The sequence below is a fragment of the Lelliottia sp. RWM.1 genome (assembly GCF_016859735.1).
Classification (GTDB): domain Bacteria; phylum Pseudomonadota; class Gammaproteobacteria; order Enterobacterales; family Enterobacteriaceae; genus Enterobacter.
Genome location: NZ_WLVC01000010.1, coordinates 75,514 through 96,291, shown reverse-complemented (window position 1 = coordinate 96,291; position 20,778 = coordinate 75,514). Strand labels below are relative to the sequence as shown.

Annotated in this window: 13 protein-coding genes and 1 pseudogene; 5 read left to right on the top strand and 9 right to left on the bottom strand. The window is 52.7% G+C overall.

Translation table 11 applies throughout. The features are described 5' to 3' along the window. The first annotated feature begins 249 nt into the window (after positions 1-249). Together ppc and GF617_RS10580 are read left to right on the top strand one after the other, a co-directional pair. Positions 250-2,901 carry a phosphoenolpyruvate carboxylase gene (gene ppc, locus GF617_RS10585; protein ID WP_203451629.1) on the top strand — a complete coding sequence of 884 codons (2,652 nt, stop codon included), beginning with the start codon at positions 250-252 and terminating at the stop codon, positions 2,899-2,901. Positions 2,902-2,994: 93 nt separating this feature from the next. Beyond that, entirely contained in the window at positions 2,995-3,843 is an 849-nt protein-coding gene (locus tag GF617_RS10580; protein WP_181621458.1) for an AraC family transcriptional regulator, read from the top strand. Here GF617_RS10580 and GF617_RS10575 read toward each other — a convergent pair. The 5 genes and pseudogenes from GF617_RS10575 to GF617_RS10555 form a co-directional block, all read right to left on the bottom strand. Next, positions 3,830-4,186: a PTS fructose-like transporter subunit IIB gene (locus GF617_RS10575; RefSeq protein WP_203451628.1), complete on the bottom strand. Its 357-nt coding sequence runs from the start codon at positions 4,184-4,186 to the stop codon at positions 3,830-3,832. The genes GF617_RS10580 and GF617_RS10575 overlap by 14 nt on opposite strands. 2 nt (positions 4,187-4,188) lie before the next feature. Next, positions 4,189-5,064, bottom strand: a complete 876-nt coding sequence (locus tag GF617_RS10570) for a [formate-C-acetyltransferase]-activating enzyme (RefSeq protein ID WP_181621461.1) — start codon at positions 5,062-5,064, stop codon at positions 4,189-4,191. After that, positions 5,030-7,324 (bottom strand): formate C-acetyltransferase, encoded by a 2,295-nt coding sequence (locus GF617_RS10565; protein ID WP_203451627.1) that lies wholly within the window; start codon positions 7,322-7,324, stop codon positions 5,030-5,032. The genes GF617_RS10570 and GF617_RS10565 overlap by 35 nt, the downstream gene beginning before the upstream one ends. 50 nt (positions 7,325-7,374) lie before the next feature. Further along, entirely contained in the window at positions 7,375-7,695 is a 321-nt protein-coding gene (locus GF617_RS10560) for a PTS fructose-like transporter subunit IIB (RefSeq protein WP_181621464.1), read from the bottom strand. 14 nt (positions 7,696-7,709) lie between these two features. Then, positions 7,710-8,787, bottom strand: a pseudogene (locus GF617_RS10555) (PTS fructose transporter subunit EIIC). Between the two features lie 304 nt (positions 8,788-9,091). On the opposite strand from GF617_RS10555, the gene ptsP reads away from it, so the two are divergent. Genes ptsP through GF617_RS10540 form a run of 3 tightly spaced genes read left to right on the top strand, consistent with a single transcriptional unit; the run spans position 9,092 to position 13,386 of the window. After that, on the top strand, positions 9,092-11,593 hold the full coding sequence (gene ptsP, locus GF617_RS10550; protein ID WP_203451626.1) for a phosphoenolpyruvate--protein phosphotransferase: 2,502 nt from the start codon (positions 9,092-9,094) through the stop codon (positions 11,591-11,593). Between the two features lie 14 nt (positions 11,594-11,607). Then, complete coding sequence (gene fsa, locus GF617_RS10545; RefSeq protein ID WP_203451625.1) at positions 11,608-12,270, top strand: fructose-6-phosphate aldolase; 663 nt, start codon at positions 11,608-11,610, stop codon at positions 12,268-12,270. Positions 12,271-12,282: 12 nt separating this feature from the next. Next, positions 12,283-13,386, top strand: a complete 1,104-nt coding sequence (locus GF617_RS10540; RefSeq protein WP_181621468.1) for a glycerol dehydrogenase — start codon at positions 12,283-12,285, stop codon at positions 13,384-13,386. Between the two features lie 52 nt (positions 13,387-13,438). Here GF617_RS10540 and katG read toward each other — a convergent pair whose 3' ends face one another. From katG to metB, 4 genes are all read right to left on the bottom strand, one after another. Next, entirely contained in the window at positions 13,439-15,613 is a 2,175-nt protein-coding gene (katG, locus tag GF617_RS10535) for a catalase/peroxidase HPI (RefSeq protein WP_203451624.1), read from the bottom strand. 208 nt (positions 15,614-15,821) lie between these two features. Then, complete coding sequence (gene metF / locus GF617_RS10530; protein WP_181621470.1) at positions 15,822-16,712, bottom strand: methylenetetrahydrofolate reductase; 891 nt, start codon at positions 16,710-16,712, stop codon at positions 15,822-15,824. A gap of 259 nt (positions 16,713-16,971) precedes the next feature. After that, positions 16,972-19,404 carry a bifunctional aspartate kinase/homoserine dehydrogenase II gene (locus tag GF617_RS10525; RefSeq protein WP_203451623.1) on the bottom strand — a complete coding sequence of 811 codons (2,433 nt, stop codon included), beginning with the start codon at positions 19,402-19,404 and terminating at the stop codon, positions 16,972-16,974. Positions 19,405-19,406: 2 nt separating this feature from the next. Beyond that, positions 19,407-20,567, bottom strand: a complete 1,161-nt coding sequence (metB, locus tag GF617_RS10520; protein WP_181621473.1) for a cystathionine gamma-synthase — start codon at positions 20,565-20,567, stop codon at positions 19,407-19,409. Positions 20,568-20,778 lie beyond the last annotated feature (211 nt).

Below are 20,778 nucleotides of genomic sequence, written 5' to 3'. Positions count from 1 at the left end.
CCTCAACCCGATGGGCAGAGCGTGAGGGGTAAAAATCCCGCGATCTTCGTCACATTCTCATAAGCATCGCTTATCTGACGCAAAGCGAATTAAATTTCGTAAATTACCCACATTTATTCGTTTGCTGAACCGTTTTCGCAGCAATTGACGACGGGGGTTTTACGTGGCTTTATAAAGGGAGATGACAAAATAATGTCCAAAAGATTGTCGACTGGGCATAAACAAAAATGATGGGGTGACTGGGTTTTTATGAACGAACAATATTCCGCGTTGCGTAGTAATGTCAGTATGCTCGGCAAAGTGCTGGGAGATACCATCAAGGATGCGCTGGGAGAGAATATTCTCGACCGCGTTGAAACCATCCGTAAGCTGTCTAAATCCTCCCGAGCAGGAAACGAGGCCAATCGTCAGGAACTGCTTACCACCTTACAGAACCTGTCAAATGATGAGCTGCTGCCTGTTGCCCGAGCCTTCAGTCAGTTTCTGAACCTGGCAAATACCGCCGAGCAATATCACAGCATTTCGCCAAAAGGCGAAGCTGCCAGCAACCCGGAAGTCATTGCCCACACGCTCAGAAAACTCAAAGACCAGCCAGACCTCAACGAAGCGACGATCAAAAAAGCGGTTGAATCTCTTTCTCTGGAGCTGGTTTTGACCGCCCACCCAACTGAAATCACCCGCCGCACGCTGATCCACAAAATGGTGGAAGTGAACAACTGCCTGAAGCAGTTGGATAACAAAGACATTGCGGACTATGAACGTAACCAGCTGATGCGCCGTCTGCGTCAGCTCATTGCCCAGTCCTGGCACACCGACGAAATTCGTAAGCATCGCCCTAGCCCGGTTGATGAAGCGAAATGGGGCTTTGCGGTGGTGGAAAACAGCCTGTGGGAAGGTGTACCTAACTACCTGCGCGAGCTGAATGAACAGTTGGAAGAAAACCTCGGCTACCGTCTGCCGGTAGACTTTGTTCCAGTCCGCTTCACCTCATGGATGGGAGGTGACCGCGACGGCAACCCGAATGTAACCGCTGAAATCACTCGCCACGTGTTACTGCTGAGTCGCTGGAAAGCGACGGACCTGTTCCTGAAAGATATTCAGGTGCTGATTTCCGAGTTGTCGATGGTGGAAGCAACGCCTGAACTGCGCGAGCTGGCTGGCGAAGAAGGTGCGAGCGAGCCATACCGTTATCTGATGAAAAAACTGCGTGGTCAGTTAATGGCGACGCAGGCCTGGCTCGAAGCCCGTCTGAAAGGCCAGCGCCTGCCAAAACCAGAAGGTCTTCTGAGCCAAAACGAACAACTCTGGGATCCGCTTTACGCTTGTTATAAGTCTCTTCAGGCCTGCGGCATGGGCATCATCGCTAATGGTGAGCTGCTCGACACTCTGCGTCGCGTGAAGTGTTTTGGCGTACCACTGGTGCGCATTGATGTGCGTCAGGAAAGCACTCGCCACACCGAAGCGCTGGGCGAACTGACTCGCTACCTCGGCATCGGCGACTATGAAAGCTGGTCAGAAGCCGACAAACAAGCCTTCCTGATCCGCGAACTGAACTCCAAACGTCCTCTGCTCCCACGCAACTGGGAACCCAGCAATGAAACCCGCGAAGTGCTCAACACCTGTAAAGCGATCGTTGATGCACCGAAAGGATCGGTTGCCGCCTACGTGATCTCCATGGCGAAAACCCCTTCCGACGTGCTGGCCGTTCATCTGCTTCTGAAAGAAGCGGGTATTGGCTATGCCCTTCCAGTTGCTCCACTGTTTGAAACCCTTGATGACCTGAACAACGCCAACGATGTGATGACGCAGTTGCTGAACATCGACTGGTATCGCGGCTTTATTCAGGGCAAACAGATGGTAATGATTGGCTATTCCGACTCCGCAAAAGATGCGGGCGTAATGGCAGCATCCTGGGCGCAATATCAGGCGCAAGACGCACTGATCAAAACCTGCGAGAAAGCCGGTATTGAACTGACGCTGTTCCACGGTCGCGGAGGCTCGATTGGTCGTGGCGGTGCGCCTGCTCACGCCGCACTGCTCTCCCAACCGCCGGGTAGCCTGAAAGGCGGGCTTCGCGTAACCGAACAAGGCGAGATGATCCGCTTTAAATACGGCTTGCCTGAAGTCACTATCAGCAGCCTGTCGCTGTACACCAGCGCGATTCTGGAAGCGAACCTGCTGCCGCCGCCTGAGCCGAAAGCATCCTGGTGTCATATCATGGATGAGCTGTCTGATATCTCCTGTGATCTGTACCGTGGCTACGTTCGCGAAAACAAAGATTTCGTGCCTTATTTCCGCTCGGCAACGCCTGAACAGGAACTGGGTAAACTGCCGCTAGGTTCACGCCCGGCCAAACGCCGCCCAACCGGTGGCGTCGAGTCTCTGCGTGCCATCCCGTGGATCTTCGCCTGGACGCAAAACCGTTTGATGCTGCCAGCCTGGCTGGGTGCTGGCGCTGCACTGCAAAAAGTGGTGGCGGATGGCAAACAGAGCGAACTGGAAACCATGTGTCGCGACTGGCCTTTCTTCTCCACACGTCTTGGCATGCTGGAGATGGTGTTCTCAAAAGCCGATCTGTGGCTGGCAGAGTACTACGATCAGCGCCTGGTAAAACCAGAGCTATGGGCGCTGGGGAAAGAGCTGCGTGAACTGCTGGAAGGTGACATTAAAGTGGTCCTGGATATCGCCAACGACTCACATCTGATGGAAGATTTACCGTGGATTGCCGAGTCCATCCAGTTACGTAACATCTATACCGACCCGCTGAACGTTCTGCAGGCTGAGTTGTTGCACCGTTCCCGTCTGGCAGAGGAAGAAGGCAAAGAGCCTGATCCTCGCGTAGAACAAGCGTTAATGGTGACGATTGCAGGTGTTGCCGCAGGTATGCGTAATACCGGCTAATCACTTTTCAGCGCTCATCAGGCCACACGATGTGTGGCCTTTTTTTATGCTTACAGGTAAGGTTTCTCTTTGGAAAACGTGGAAGGGAGCGCCATGCAGCAAGATATCAGCCAGATCCTGACAGACCTCATCAATGGGGCATTGCCCCTGCATCAGGTCTATTTTGCAAATGCCGCCACTCCTGCACCAGAGCTCGCGCTACAGGTCGATTTTCCCCGGCTGGAAATTGTGCTGGAAGGTGTTGTCGAAGACAGTGCCTCGTCGGCCTTACAAAAAAATGATGTTCTGTATGTTCCCGCCGGAGGCTGGAATCACCCTCAATGGAAAAACCCTGCAACGACGCTGAGTATTCTTTTTGGTAAACAACAGCTGGGCTTTAGCCTTCTGCACTGGGATGGCGTCGCTTTCCGCAATCTGGCGAAACAACACGTTGCACGACGTGGCCCCCGCATTGGCTCATTCCTGCTGCAAACTCTTCATGAAATGCAAATGCAGCCTCATGAACAGCAAACGGCGCGTCTTATCGTCGCCAGTTTAATCAGCCACTGCATCGATCTCCTTGGCAGCCAGATTCAGACCGCATCGCGCAGTCAGGCACTGTTTGAGGCTATTCGTGTCTATATTGATGAACATTATGCCGCCCCTCTCACCAGGGAATCTGTCGCCCAGGCGTTTTACATCTCACCGAATTATCTTTCGCACCTTTTCCAGAAAACTGGCGCTGTAGGTTTTAATGAATATCTGACCCACACCCGACTGGAGCACGCGCGTCAGTTATTGAAAGGATATGATTTAAAAGTGAAAGAAGTGGCGCACGCCTGCGGATTTGTCGACAGTAACTATTTCTGCCGATTATTTCGTAAGAATACGGAGCGTTCACCGTCGGAATATCGCCGGCAGTATCACAGCCAGCTCACCGGAAAACCTGCTACTCCACAATGACGTGAGTGTGCTGCGGCGCGGTTAATACTTTGCGCACCACACTCATCACCTTTTGCGGGTCGCGTAAAAAGGCGTTGATACCACACTTCACAGAGCGAGAATGTTCAAAGCGTTCACTTCCTGCCAGTTCAATGTCAGTGATAAGTAACACGACATCGGCGCGTCGAATGTCGCCATCAGTCAGCTCATTTTCGATACCTAACGCGCCCTGCGTTTCAATGTGAACGCTCCATTTCTCTTGCTGACAGAGCTTTTCAAGCCTTTCAGCGGCCATATAAGTATGCGCAACACCGCTTACACATGCGGTAACAGCCACCAGATGACGCCCTGTTATCACTGTCATTTTCACCCCCCTATGGTGACACTGAATCCTGCACGTTCAGCCATAAGACGCATCGCCGCAACATCATCTTCTGTTGGAGGAACAACCTGTTGCATCGTCCATTGCTGCCCCAGCAGGCGATACTTCGGCTCACCGTACTGATGAAAAGGTAATAAATGCAACTGCCTTATTCCGGTTGGTATCAGAAACGCCAGAACTTGCATCATATTTGCTTCACTCAGTGTATAGCCTGGTATCAGCGGCACACGCGGGATCACGTTCACGCCTTCAGCCACCAGTTGCCGCATATTCTCCAGCACTCTGGGTAAATTCATCGCGATGATCGAATTCGCCTGATCTGGGTCCATCATCTTAAGATCAAAAAGCACTTCATCACACTGGCGTGCCAAGGGTAATAAGCGGGACAAGGGCGCATCACCTGCAGTCTCTATCGCGGTATGCAGACCATAACGGCGCAATCGTTGTAGCAACCGCGTCGCAAATGGGGCTTGCATCAGCACTTCTCCCCCAGACAATGTCACCCCACCGCCCGATGAGCGGAAGAAAACATCGTCTTTCATCACTTCATATTCAAGCTCATCCAGAGTGATATCCCGCCCAATACGCTCAAACGCACCGGACGGGCACTCATCCGCATCGCGAAGGCATGTTGCACAATGCAGACATTTGCTTTCCCTGCGAACAGTCTCAATCTTAGGGGAGATCGATTCGGGATTAGCACACCATGGGCATTTGTGTGGACAGCCTTTAAAAAAAACCACCGTACGGATACCCTGTCCGTCGTTCAGGGAATAGCGCTGAATGTTGAAAATACGCGCCACATCGGCGCGTGTATCAATCACTTCACAGCTGATGCGCGGTGCGGCGAATAATGTCATCCTGGATCTCCTTTGACAGCTCAACAAAGAAGGCGCTGTACCCGGCAACACGGACCACCAGCCCGGCGAAATCCTGCGGACGCTGCTGTGCTTCTCGCAGCGTATCGGCATTCACTACGTTGAACTGGACATGCTGTAATTTGAGCTGAGTAAATGCACGCAGAAAATCGGCCAATTTCTGTAGCCCTGCATCACCTTCCAGCGTCGCAGGCGTGAATTTCACGTTCAATAATGTGCCATTGGACAAAAGATAGTTATCCAGTTTACTGACCGATTTCAGCACCGCCGTTGGCCCTTGCATGTCCTGTCCAAGCATCGGCGAAAGCCCACCATCAGCTAGCTGTTCGCCAGCAAACCGACCATCCGGTGTCGCACCGACAACCGCACCGAGCGGAACATGGGCCGACACGGTGTAAGATCCCGGCGTAAACTGTCCACCGCGCGGGTTACGATATTTCTCGACCTCTTTGCAGTAATGTCTCAGCAATTCAGCACTGATATTGTCAACATCGTCGATATCATTACCGTATTTTTCGAAGCGGTTGATCAATCGTGCACGCACTTTTTCACCTTCAGGAGTGGCAAAGTTTGCTTTTAACACTGCCAGTAACTCATCGAAACTTAAGCGCTGCTGCTCAAACACCAGCCCTTTTAAAGCGTGTAACGAGTCACTCAGGTTCGCAATCCCAATGCCCTGGACACCAGAGAAGTTGTAGCGCGCCCCACCTTCCGTGATGTCTTTCCCTTCTTCCAGACAATCGCTGATGAAGGAAGAGAGCAGTGGAACTGGAGCCCAGTCACGGTGGCCGATATCACAGATATTGCTGCCTTCAACCATCAACGCGATGTAATGATTAATTTTGTTGCGAATATGCTCAAGCAGTCCTTCATAATTAAGTTCAGAATTGCCTTCGTTCTCCTGCATGGCAATTTCCATCACTTTCAGCAGGTTGAACATGGCGATATCGTGAAGACCATAGGTTTTGCCTGGAATGGAGAGTTCAACGCAACCGACAACCGCGTAGTCGCGTGCGTCTTCCAGTGACACCCCACGGTTCAGAAACGCCGGAACAACCACCTCGTCGTTGAAAATCTGCGGAATGCCCGTTCCCAGACGAATGGTCTCTGCGGTCTTAAGCAGGAAAGGTCTATCAATAAGCTCATTTATCCGAACGCCAAGGTTGGGCTGCGGAAGTTGCACGTTTTGATAAGCGTCCAGACACAAGAATGAAAGCACGTTTACCGCACTACGCCCACTCTCTGTAAGCCCGCCCAACAAAGCCGTGTAACCGGTCGGGAAACCGGCAAAATAACGTGCGCTACTGGTAGAGCGCAACAGGACCACGTCGTTGCATTTCACCCATAACGACTCCAGTAACTCTTTCAGGAACCCGGCATCTTCTCCCTGAGTCAGAGACGCCTGATAAAACGGCAGCATATACTGATCAAACCGCCCAATAGAGAGCGAACTGGCATTGGATTCGTACTGCAAAATGACATTCATGTACCAGAAAAGCTGGCATGCCTGCCAGAACGTTTGTGGCTTATATTGCGCGTTATGGCGTGAGTTTTCTGCAATCTGGAGCAGTTCTTCGCGTCGGGATGAATTGCTCAGCACAGCCATCTCTTCCGCCAGCACCGCATAACGCAGAATGTGGCGCTGAGATGCCTCAAGCAGAAGCAGTGCTGCCGCGTAAAACATATTGTGTGGATCGCGTTCGCAGTGCTCACGCATTTCCGCCACCAGCCCACCCAAACCGTTGTTCAGGAGTCGCGGGTAATCGATGATGATATGCCCCTGCCCTTTATCCGTCTGGTTGACACTAAAAATTTGTGTCCCTACGGCGGCCTTCACATCGTCCGTCATCTGACTATTGATGAAATCCTTCATGGACCGCTTTTCCCAATAGGGATAAAGCACCTCGCGATACGTCCGCTTATCTTCTTCGCTGATCTCAAAACGGTCCTGTGGACGCGTGGAGAATTGATCCAGCTCTTTAAGCAACCAGTACGGATCCATTTCTGGGGACATGATTCCCGCACGTGGCTTAACGGTACGGTTTCCGGCAATCAGTTCCTCATCACGAATCGCAATATTGACATGGTCAAGAATGTACGCTGTGGCTTTTGCGCGGCGAAGAATAACAGGCTCACCTTCCGTCTGTTGATGGCTTGCCGTGTAAAGCAGTGCACGTTCAAGCGAGATGTCGCGCGGGTTTGCAAACAGTGCGTCTTTTAAACGCTGGGTACGATTCGTCATGGGGAACTCCTGTAACAGAAAACAAACCCGCCCCGAAGGGCGGGAGGACATCAGGCGGTTTGCGCCAGGTGGGCATCAATTTTGTTCATGATGGCGTCGGCACGTTTTACCGCATCGCTGATGTTGACGCGTACGATGGTTTTTCCGGTAAAGCGCTCTTCGAATTTAATGCCGATATCTTTGGTCAGAATAACCATATCCGCAGCGGCGATATCTTCAGCGGTCAGTTCGTTTTCAAGGCCAATCGACCCTTGCGTCTCCACTTTTACCTCCCAGCCTTTCGCTTTTGCGGCGCTTTCAAGCGCTTCGGCTGCCATATAGGTATGCGCAACACCTGACGGACATGCTGTTACAGCGATAATTCGGGCCATGTTCTCTTCCTCAATCAGTTAATTTCGAAATCCAGATCCAGGTCATCCTCTTTTTCCTCGACCTGTTTCGTATTCTTGCGAGCAATACTTTTCAGCACATTGACGCTAATCGCCGTCACCACCGCCCCCACGGCAACCGCGGCGAGATAACCCAACTTACCTTCTACAACAGGCAGAACAATCAGTCCTCCCCATCCGGCATAACACTGTGCACCCAGCATTGCCGCCGTTACCGCACCACAAGCCGAGCCCGCATGATGGAAGGAATGACGCGCAGAGGATCAGCAGCGGCAAACGGAATCGCCCCTTCAGTGACACCCACACACCCCATCACCAGCGCGGCTTTACCCGCTTCACGTTCTTCGCCAGTAAAATTCTTACGGTTAATCAGTGTGGCCAGGCCTAACCCCAGCGGCGGAACACAGATACCCACTGCGGCAATGGCCACAACGGTGTAGACGCCCTGAGCCACGCAGATCAGCATGAAGGCATAGGCAACTTTGTTAATTGGCCCCCCATATCGAAGGCCAGCATGAGCCCCATAATGACTGCCAGCACCACAATGCTTCCCTGCTGCATCCCTTGCAGCCATTGGGTCAGCCCGGTGGTCAGCGCACCAACAGGTTCGCCTAATCCCCACATCATGATTCCGGCGGTGATGAAGGTCCCAATGATGGGAATGATGAAAATAGGCATGACAGAGCGAAGTACTTTGGGCACTGGCAATTTCTTCAGGTAATAAACAACGATTCCCCCCAGAATTCCGGCGATAATCGCTCCAAAGAAACCTGCGCCAAAGCTGTTCCCGACCCATGCAGCTATAGCACAAGGGGCCAACGCAGCACGTTCAGCAATCGAATACCCGATATAAGCAGCAAGGAAAGGAACCATCAGCGTTAACCCTGCGACACCGAGATCGAAGAGTTTTTTCAGATTAGGATCCGTTGCGGCATCCGGTACAGCACCCTTGCCGTACAACATGACCGATACCGCCAGCAAAATGCCACCCGCAACGACGAAAGGGATCATGTGCGACACCCCTGTCATCAGATGCTGCCGCGTGTTCTTGAGAATATGCACCAACTCTTTCATATGTCGCTCCCGGACAATATCCGTAAAGATGTTGTGGCAAACAATAGGCAATCAGACTCAAAGCTGACAGTGGATAAAAAGGCCATTTACTGGATTTTTGTAATGTACGAATGAAAATGCGATCCGCTTCGAAATTTCCCTACCGCTAGCCATTAAGCGAAGGATTACAACATGTGAGTGAAATCCCACTTTTCACCGAACATTACATTTATCCAGTTTTTGGCAGATTTATCACATAGCGCATTCCATCACCACGCTCGTATGCTTTCCCCAATGAATGACTATTGGTTTCAGGAGTGTCGTTATGCCTCTGGTAGTGGAATTTATCTGTGAATTACCCAACGGTGTTCACGCTCGTCCGGCAAGTCACGTGGAAACGTTGTGCAATACGTTTGCCTCTCACATTGAGTGGCACAACCTGCGTACTGATCGCAAAGGTAACGCCAAGAGTGCACTTGCACTCATTGGTACAGATACGTTGGCCGGCGATACCTGCCGTCTTTTGATTCACGGTGAAGATGAACAGAGCGCACATGCGCAACTGGAACAGTGGCTTAAAGAAGAATTTCCACACTGTGATACACCGCTTACTGAGGTGATCAACAGCGAGCTTGACCCCCTTCCTGAATCCCTCACACGCCTCAACCCCACTCTGTTCCGCGCCCTACCCGTTTGCAGCGGAAGTGCTCAAGGCATACTGACGTTACTGACCTCACTGGATCTGAACGCACTGCCCAACTTACCTGAGGCGGGAAGTGCAGAAGAAGAGCAGTCGGCACTCGACAAGGGCTTAATCCTGCTGGTGAAAAACATTGAGTTACGCGCACTGGATAGCGACAGCACCGCCAGTGCCATCCTTGACGCGCACCGTTCACTGGCGACAGATACCTCTCTTCGCCAGCACCTTCTTTCCGGGGTAAACCAGGGACTCAGTTGCGCGCAGGCCACTATTGCAACGGCCAACCATTTTTGCGACGAATTCTCCCGCTCAAGCAGCAGCTACTTACAGGAGCGCGTGTTAGATGTCCGCGATGTTTGCTATCAGCTTCTCCAGCAAATCTATGGCGAAGAGCGTTTCCCTGCTCCGGGCCAACTGACACAGCCAACCGTATGTCTGGCCGATGACCTTACGCCAGGCCAGTTCCTCGAGCTCGATAAAACCCTACTCAAAGGGTTGTTGTTAAAAAGCGGCGGCACAACTTCCCACACCGTTATTCTTGCTCGCTCTTTTAACATCCCAACGCTGGTCGGTGTTGACAGTGAAAGCCTGCTCCAGTGGCGCAATCAGCCCGTATTTGTCGATGGTAATGCCGGCGCAGTGGTGGTTAACGCCAGCGAAGCCGTAGGGCGTTACTACCAACAAGAAGCATGGGTTCAGGAAGCGATACGCCAGCAGCAAAGTATCTGGCTGGATCGCGAGGCTCGCACATCTGACGGGTTACGCATTGAGATTGCCGCAAACATTGCACATGTGGTAGAAGCACAAGCAGCTTTCGGTAATGGCGCTGAAGGCGTTGGCCTGTTCCGTACCGAAATGCTCTATATGGACCGCGCCAGCGCACCTTGTGAAAATGAACTGTACAACATTTTCTGCCAGGCACTCGACTGTGCAAACGGGCACAGCATTATTGTTCGTACGATGGATATCGGCGGCGATAAACCTGTGGATTATCTGAATATCCCGGCAGAGAACAACCCATTTTTGGGCTACCGCGCGGTACGTATTTATGAAGAGTATTCTGCACTTTTCACCACTCAACTCAGAGCGATCCTTCGCGCATCAGCGCATGGTAGCCTGAAGATCATGATCCCAATGATCTCCTCAATGGAGGAGATTCTGTGGGTTAAAGAAAAACTCGCCGAGGCGAAGCAACAGCTGCGTGCCGAACATATTCCCTTCGAAGAGACCATCCCGCTCGGCATTATGCTGGAAGTACCTTCGGTGATGTTCATCATCGATCAGTGCTGCGAAGAGATTGATTTCTTTAGCATCGGCAGTAACGACCTGACGCAGTACCTGCTGGCAGTTGACCGTGATAACGCCAAGGTTACGCGCCACTACAACAGCCTGAACCCGGCATTTTTACGCGCACTGGACTATGCCGTACAAGCCGTACATCGCCAGGGAAAATGGATTGGTCTTTGTGGTGAACTGGGTGCGAAAGGTTCAGTACTGCCACTGCTGGTTGGTCTGGGGTTGGACGAACTGAGCATGGGGTCGCCTTCCATCCCGGCGACAAAAGCGCGCCTGGCACAGCTTGATAGCCGCGCCTGCCGCCAGTTGTTGAACCAGGCGATGGCGTGTCGCACTTCGCTTGAAGTGGAGCATCTGCTTGCACAATTCCGCATGAATCAGCAGGACACACCGCTGGTAACACCGAAGTGCATTTCGCTGGATAATGACTGGAACAGTAAAGAAGAGGTCATGAAAGGCATGACCGACAACCTGCTGCTGGCAGGTCGATGCCGTTATCCCCGCAAACTCGAAGCTGACCTCTGGGCACGCGAGGCCGTTTTCTCAACCGGCCTCGGCTTCAGTTTTGCCATCCCGCACAGCAAATCTGAACATATTGAACAGTCCACTATCAGCGTTGCGCGCCTGAAAGCCCCCGTTCAGTGGGGTGATGAAGAAGCGCAATTCATCATCATGCTCACGCTGAACAAGCATGCCGCAGGCGATCAACATATGCGTATTTTCTCTCGCCTGGCTCGCCGCATCATGCATGAAGATTTTCGCAGCACGCTGGTCAACGCTAGCTCTGCTGAGGCAATCGCCACCCTGCTGCAACGTGAATTAGAACTGTAAAACGAGGAAGAGTGATGGAATTGTATCTGGATACCGCCAACGTAGCAGAAGTCGAACGCCTGGCTCGCATTTTTCCGATTGCGGGTGTAACCACTAACCCAAGCATTGTGGCTGCCAGCCGAGAGTCCATCTGGGACGTATTACCACGCCTGCAAAAAGCCATTGGGCCTGAAGGCATTCTGTTTGCTCAAACCATGAGCCGCGACGCGGAAGGCATGGTGGCTGAAGCCAAACGCCTGAACAACGCCGTGCCGGATATTGTGGTTAAAATCCCGGTAACAGCTCAGGGGCTTATCGCGATTAAAACGCTGAAGAAAGAAGGTATTACCACACTGGGAACGGCTGTTTATAGTGCAGCACAAGGTTTGCTGGCTGCACTGGCAGGGGCAAAATATGTCGCGCCGTATGTTAATCGCGTCGATGCGCAAGGCGGTGACGGTATTCGTATGGTGCAAGAGCTGCAATCACTGCTGGAATTTCACGCGCCAGAAAGCAAGGTGTTGGCCGCCAGCTTCAAGACTCCCCGTCAGGCGCTTGACTGTCTGCTCGCTGGATGTGAGGCAATCACACTTCCTTTAGATGTAGCGCAACAAATGCTCGGGACTCCGGCGGTAGAGTCAGCAATAGAGAAGTTCGAGCAAGACTGGAAAAACGCGTTTGGTAACCTCAACCTCTAAGGGAGATATGTTATGGACCGTATCATTCAATCGCCAGGAAAATATATCCAGGGTGCTGATGCTCTCACTCGCCTCGGCGACTATCTGAAACCACTGGCAAAACGCTGGCTGGTTGTGGGCGATAAATTTGTTCTGGGCTTTGCAGAAGAGACATTACGGAAAAGTTTCAAGGAAGCAGATCTTCACGTTGAAATTGCACCCTTTGGGGGCGAATGTTCACAAAATGAAATCGATCGTCTGAGAAAACTGGCAGACAGTGCAGACTGCATGGCCGTGCTGGGAATTGGCGGCGGCAAAACGCTTGATACCGCAAAAGCACTGGCGCACTTTATGGACGTTCCCGTTGCCATTGCGCCGACGATTGCCTCAACCGACGCGCCATGCAGCGCCCTTTCCGTTATTTACACCGACAATGGCGAGTTTGATCGCTACCTGATGCTGCCGCATAACCCAAACATGGTGATTGTCGATACCAAAGTGGTTGCGGGTGCGCCAGCACGTCTGTTGGCTGCCGGGATTGGTGATGCACTGGCGACATGGTTCGAAGCCCGAGCCTGCTCGCGTAGCGGAGCGACCACGATGGCGGGTGGTAAATGCACCCAGGCTGCATTAGCCCTTGCTGAGCTGTGTTACAACACCCTGGTTGAAGAGGGTGAAAAAGCAATGCTGGCAGCGGAGCAGCACGTAGTCACTCCTGCGCTTGAACGCATAATCGAAGCCAATACGTATCTGAGCGGTGTAGGCTTTGAAAGTGGTGGCCTGGCTGCCGCACACGCTATTCATAACGGTATGACCGCCATCCCGGATGCACACCATTTCTATCATGGTGAGAAAGTCGCATTTGGCACGCTCACTCAGTTGGTTCTGGAAAATGCACCTGTTGAAGAGATAGAGACGGTTGCTGCACTTTGCCACAGCGTGGGCCTGCCTATTACTCTGGCACAGCTAAATATCAAAGAGGATATCCCGGCGAAAATGCGCCTGGTTGCAGAGGCTTCCTGCGCTGAAGGTGAAACCATTCACAATATGCCAGGTGGAGCATCAGCGGATCAGGTTTATGCCGCGTTACTGGTCGCTGATCAGTACGGCCAGCGTTTTTTGCATGAGTGGGAATAAGCTGCTCGATAATAAAAAACCCCGCATCGGCGGGGTTTTTTATGAGCATCAATTACTGCAGATCGAAACGGTCGAGGTTCATGACTTTCACCCATGCCGCGACGAAGTCTCTGACAAACTTCTCGCTGGCATCGCTGCTGGCATAAACTTCGGCCAGAGCACGCAGCACAGCGTTAGAACCAAACACCAGGTCAGCACGCGTTGCCGTGTGTTTCACTTCACCGCTCAGACGATCGCGCCCTTCGAACAGCTCTGCGGACTCATCCGTTGCTTTCCACTCGTTGCGCATATCCAGCAGATTCACGAAGAAATCATTGCTGAGGACACCCACACGATCGGTAAAGACACCGTTCTGGCTACCGTCAAAGTTAGCGCCCAGAACACGTAACCCACCGACCAACACAGTCAGCTCTGGCGCGGTCAGGGTCAGTTGCTGCGCTTTATCAATCAACAGAGATTCTGTGGTTGATGCATCAACCTGCGCACGATAGTTACGGAAACCATCGGCAATCGGTTCAAGCAGGTTAAACATCTCGATATCCGTTTGATCCTGCCGTGCATCCACACGACCTGGCGTAAACGGTACGTTGACGTAAACACCAGCAGCTTTTGCCGCTTGCTCAACACCGACGACACCCGCCAGCACAATAATATCAGCCAGTGAGGCTTTATTGGTGGTGCGCTGAATAGCTTCCAGAGCCGGTAATGCACGAATCGCAGCCGCATTCACATCCCAGTCGCGTTGTGGAGCCAGGGCCAGACGCGCGCCGTTAGCGCCACCACGTTTATCACCGCCACGGAAAGTCGAAGCCGATGCCCAGGCCACAGAGACCAGTTCGCTCACTGACAAACCGGATGCAGCAATCTCCGCCTTCAGGTTATCGATATCCTCTTTTGAAGGATTGAACACAGCCTGCGGCAGCGGGTCCTGCCAAATCAGATCTTCTTTTGGAACTTCCGGGCCAATGTAACGTGCTTTTGGTCCCATATCGCGGTGCGTCAGCTTGAACCATGCACGGGCAAAGGCCTCGTTAAATGCTTGCGGATCGTTCAGGAAGCGACGGGAAATCTTCTCGAAATCAGGGTCAAAACGCAGCGTCAGGTCGGTAACCAGCATGGTCGGCTTGCGTTTTTTCGATGGATCGAACGGGTCAGGAATCAGGTCTGGTGCATCAATGGCTTCGAACTGGATAGCACCAGCCGGGCTGCGCGTTTGTACCCACTCATATTTGAACAGGTTTTCGAAGAAGTAGTTACTCCACTGGGTCGGGGTTTGCGTCCAGACCACTTCCAGACCAGAGGTAATGGCATCCGCGCCGACACCGCTGCCGTAAGTGCTTGCCCAGCCCAGGCCCTGAGACTCAATGGGTGCAGCTTCCGGGTCAGCGCCTACATGAGTCGCTTCGCCAGCACCGTGTGTTTTACCCAGTGTGTGACCGCCCGCAATCAACGCGACCGTCTCTTCATCGTCCATCCCCATATTGCCAAAGGTGGCACGGATAGCCGCCGCCGCAGACAGAGGTTCACCGCTGGCATTGGGTCCTTCCGGGTTGACGTAAATCAGGCCCATTTCGGTTGCGGCTAATGGTCGTTTGGCCAGAGCTTCAGGATCACGATGCGCCAGCCAGGCTTTTTCATCACCCCAGTTTACGTCCAGATCAGGTTCCCAGACGTCTTCACGCCCCGCGCCAAAGCCAAACGTACGGAAGCCTGAGTTTTCAAGCGCGACGTTGCCCGCCAGGATAAACAAATCAGCCCAGGAAATTTTCTGGCCATATTTCTGCTTGATAGGCCACAACAGACGGCGGGCTTTATCGAGGCTTACGTTATCCGGCCAGGAGTTCAGCGGCGCAAAACGCTGTTGACCGCGTCCTGCACCACCGCGCCCATCAATGGAGCGATAAGTACCAGCACCGTGCCAGGCCATGCGAATAAACAGGCCCGCATAGCTGCCCCAGTCGGCAGGCCACCACGGTTGAGAGTCGGTTAAGAGTGCTTTGAGATCGCCCTTCAGGGCAGAGTAATCGAGTTTGCTGAATTCTTTGCGATAGTCGAAGTCTTCACCCAATGGGTTAGAACGACTGGAATGCTGATTAAGAAGATCTACACGGAGTTGTTTTGGCCACCAGTCGCTGCTTGTTGTACCTGCTCCTGCGCTCTGATCGTGGCCGCCCTGATGAAAAGGACATTTGCCGGTAGATGACGTGTTGTTGGTATCGTCTGACATGCTCTTGTGCTCCCTTTACAGTGTTACCGTTACGATATATGCCCTTATTGATAAGGTATAGTTGAGATAACCCACAGATTCGATAGTTAATTCCGTTTAATTTCACATGGAAAATATGTGACTTTTGTACGTCAAAGGCAGCATCGCTGAAATGGCAGGAAAATAAAACCCTTATAAATCAAAAAACCCTCCGAAGAGGGCTTTATTCTTACACGCCAGGTCGAACGCCGAGCGTGTGGCAAATGGCGTAACTCATCTCCGCGCGGTTCAGTGTATAGAAGTGGAAATCCTTCACTCCTTCACGACTTAAAATCTTCACCATGTCCATCGCGATATTCGCCCCCACCAGCTTGCGTGTTTCTGGGTCATCCTCCAGCCCTTCGTACATTTTAGACATCCACAGAGGAATGCGCACGTTGGTCATATCGGCGAATTTTTTAGCCTGTTTAAAGTTAGAGACCGGCAGAATGCCTGGAATAATTTCAACATCGATACCGGCAGAGACACAGCGGTCACGAAAACGCAGATAACTTTCCACATCAAAGAAGAACTGCGTGATCGCGCGGTTTGCACCCGCATCCACTTTACGTCTCAGGTTGAGCAGATCCGCCTGCGCGCTTTTTGCTTCCGGGTGAACTTCAGGATATGCAGCAACCGAAATATCAAAATCGCCCACTTCTTTCAGCAACGCCACCAAATCCGTTGCGTACATCTCAGGCTTTCCGCTGCCAGGAGGCAGGTCACCGCGCAAGGCAACAATATGGCGAATGCCGCTGTCCCAGTAATCCTGAGCAATTGCCCGTAACTCGTCACGGGTTGCATCAATACAGGTCAGGTGAGGGGCAGCTTCAAGACCCGTACGATCTTTAATGCCTTTGATGATGCTGTGCGTACGGTCACGTTCACCCGAGTTGGCTCCGTAGGTTACGGAGACGAATTTAGGCTTCAGGCTGCTCAGGCGATCGATAGAGCTCCACAGGGTTTGCTCCATTTCACTGGTGCGCGGCGGGAAAAATTCAAAAGAGACGTTAATCTGGCCGTTTACTTCGGCCAGGCTCTGATTCAGGGCTTCCCGCTGGTTGGCGTGAAAAAAGCTCATACCTTACCTCATCAATCGCGTGTCATTGTTTGTTGTGTTTCGAACTTCTATACGTTTAGACGTCCAGATGTAAAAATGACGGAAAAGCGGGATGGCGTCAACAGAAATAATCACTAATAACAGTGAGGATTGCTCAGGGAAGATGAGGAACGTTCATGATGGTGGGTGGGTGCAGTCTGTCCACCCGCCCTCAAGTCCTCTCCCTCAGAAAGAGGGAGAAAACCATCCTATCTTCGTAAGGGAGAGGAAAAAGAAAGGGTTACAGCAGGTTAGCCAAACGGTTGATGTCGGACTGGATTGCACCAGCAGTAACATCACGCCCCGCCCCTGGGCCACGGATAACCAGCGGATTATCACGATACCAACGGCTTTCGATGGCGAAAACATTATCGCACGGGAGTAGCGCCGCTAACGGATGTTCCGGGCGGACCGCTTCCACACCAACTCGCGCCTTACCATTGGCATCAAAACGCGCGACATAGCGCAGCACCAGACCCATTTCACGCGCAGCTTCCAGGCGTTGTACCATCTGATCGTTCAGCTCTTCGCCATTTTCAAAGAAGTGATCAACCGACCCCTCCTCGCAACCGGCCGGAACCAGCGATTCAACACGCACCTGGCCGGGTTCAATGTCGTAGCCCGCCTCACGTGCCAGAATCACAAGCTTACGCATGACATCTTTACCGGAAAGGTCAACGCGTGGGTCTGGTTCAGTCAGCCCTTGCTGCCATGCCTGGTCCACCAGATCGGTGAACGGCACAGTACCGTCGAACTGCAGGAACAGCCAGGAAAGCGTACCAGAGAAGATACCGCTGATTGCCAGAATGCTGTCACCGCTATCAATCAAATCCCGTACGGTATGGTTGACCGGCAGCCCCGCACCGACCGTCGCGTTATAGAGCCAATGACGCCCGGTTTTTTCAAACGCGTCGTGGATCTGACGATATTTGTCCGTACTGCTGGCCCCAGCCAGTTTATTGGCGCTAATCACGTGGAAACCATGGCTGGCGAAGTCCAGGTACTGATCGGCAAGCTGTTCGCTGGCAGTAACATCAAGCACCACCAGATCATCGTACGGATGCGCACGCATCCACAGGAACAGTGACTCTTCATCCTGTTCAACCGCTTCATCATTAAAGAAGGCAAGCGCACGGCTGGCGTCCAATCCTTCGTAGTTCAGCAGGCTACGGCTACTATCCACAACACCTGCCAGTACAAATTCAAAACCGGTACGTGCCGACAAAGTAATTTGCTCACGCGCAAACAGCTCCAGCCAGCGAGAGCCAATGTTACCTTTACCGAAAAGCACCAGCCCGATACGTTTTTCAGCACGGAACAGTGTGGTATGCAGACCCTGAATCAGGCTCTCCGTCGGACCTTTACGCAGAACAGCCACCAGGCTAATGCCCTCTTCCGACTGCCAGGTAAACTCCACCGGCTGGCCTTTCAACTGCTGCCAGAAACGGTGACAGTGCAGTGGGTTACGGGTGACACCCGCCCCCACCATCGCCACCAGCGCCAACCCCTGACGCAGACGAAGCTCACCCGGTAACCCCGCTTCATCCAGGATTTTCAGGGCGCTATCAGCCACTTCGGCGGTGTAGCAGAATTGCAGCAACTGGCGGTCATTGTGCACCCCGACAGCCAGCGGACGGACCTGAGCACGTTTCAGGATCGTGTCGACATCCTTGTGCGCCAGTTTGAAATCCTGGCCCGCAGGCACGTGAAACTCAATCAGACAGATATCATCGTGGCTGGTGACAATGCGTGCGCCAGTACCGGAGGCCAGCACTCGCTCAATACGCGTGGAACCTTGATCCGGCGTGTAGCTACAGCGTAATTGCAGGTCGATATCACTGCCCGAAACAGGTTGCAGCGTACGGGCGTGCAGGACCGGCGCAGCCAGGCGCGCCAGTTCGCTGGCTTCGTCCAGACGCAGTAACGGCAGCAGGCAAGCATCTTTGACCTTGCGCGGGTCAGCGCTATAAACCCCCGCCACATCACTCCAGATGGTGACGCGTGAAACACCTGCCAGCGCACCAATTTGCGTTGCTGAGTAGTCAGAACCGTTACGCCCCAACAGCACCGTTTCACCGGCGTTACTGCGGCTAATAAATCCCGTGACCACAATGCGTTTACCCGGATGCTGAACCAGGAGTTGTTGCAGCAAGGGATAAGATAAGCCTTCATCCACCTGCGGTTGTGCGGCACGTTCAGCGCGCAGGAAATCACGCGCGTCCAGCCATGCAGCTTCCAGCCCTTGCTGTTGCAGGACAGCCGCCATCAGGCGTGCAGACCAGACCTCACCATGCCCCACAACTTCGGCATAGACCGCATCGGTGATCCCGCTATCCAGCAGTGCTGCCAGACGCTCAAGATCGTGGATAAAAGCGCTGATCAGGCCGTCAGCTACATCGGCTGGTAGCAAACCGGCAATCAGTTCACTCTGATAACGGCGTAATGACTGTTGAACCTGATGCGCAGAAAGGCGATCGGTCTGACTTAATTTCAGCCAGCTAATCAACTGGTTGGTGGTGCTGCCAGCCGCAGAGACAACCATCATGTCCCCCGGCTGAGAATACTCTGTCATGATCCCCGCGACACGCAGGTAACACTTCACATCAGCAAGACTACTACCACCAAACTTGTGCAGTTGGCGACCCTTCGCCCCTGCCTGCGCTATCACACTCATGATTACCCCTTGGCTGCGACCTGGAAGCCATTTTCCAGATCGGCAATTAAATCTTCAGAATCTTCAATACCGGTTGAGATACGCAGCAGCGTCTCAGAAATCCCGGCGGCGGCACGTGCTTCTGGTGCCATACCTGCGTGTGTCATGGTCGCGGCGTGGGAGATCAAGCTTTCGACCCCGCCTAACGATTCTGCCAGCGTAAACAATGACAACCCGCTCAGGAAACGACGTAGTGTTTGCTCATCGCCATCCAGTTCAAAACTTAACATTGCGCCAAAACCCTTTTGTTGACGCGCGGCAATCTCGTGCCCCTGATTCTCCGGCAACGACGGGTGATACAGCTTTTTCACCAGCGGCTGTGTTTGCAGGAAATCAACAATCGCCTGAGCATTGCGCTGTGCCACTTCCATACGAGGCGAAAGTGTACGAATTCCGCGTAACAGTAGATAGCTGTCGAACGCACTCGCGGTCACGCCAATGTTATTGGCCCACCATGCCAGTTCGGTGACAACATCCGGATCTTTCGCAATCACCACACCTGCGACCACATCAGAGTGACCGTTTAGATATTTAGTGCATGAATGCAATACCAGATCCGCACCCAGTGCCAGCGGGTTCTGAAGGGCCGGACTGAGGAACGTATTATCCACTACACTTATCGCTCCCGCATCCCTTGCGAGCTGACAAATTTTCGCAATATCGACAACGCGCAGCAACGGATTGCTTGGACTTTCCACTAAAACCAGCTTCGGTTTCTCTGCCAATGCCTGTTTCAGTGCCTGTTCGTCGTTTTGATCAACAAACAACACGCGATAACACCCGCGTTTTGCCAGGCTATCGAACAGACGGTAACTGCCGCCATAACAGTCGTGTGGCGCAACCAGCAAATCGCCAGGTTTCAGGAAGACCGTAGTCACCAGATGAATAGCCGACATCCCGGTGTTGGTTAGCACCGCACCCGCACCACCTTCCAGCTCAGCCAGCGCCCGCTGGGTGACATCACGCGTAGGGTTGCCACGACGCGAATAGTCATGTGCGCGGGGTTCATTAAATCCGGTGAAGTTATAGGTACTGGAAAGATGAATCGGCGGGACAACACAGCCGTATTGCTCGTCATCATTCAATCCGCTACGCACTGCGATGGTGGCCTGTTTACGCGTCATGGTGAAGGCTTCCTGGCTAATTAGGGGAAAAGTTAGCCATCAGAGTAAACATTGAAAGTATGGACGTCAATACATCTGGACATCTAAACTTCTTTGCGTATAGATTGAGCAATGCGCAAATAGCCGTTAAAATTATATGCTTTAGTGCACGCTGCAGCGGCAATATTCGTGCCACGGTATCGTCTCTACGGTAAACTACGTAAGATTACGG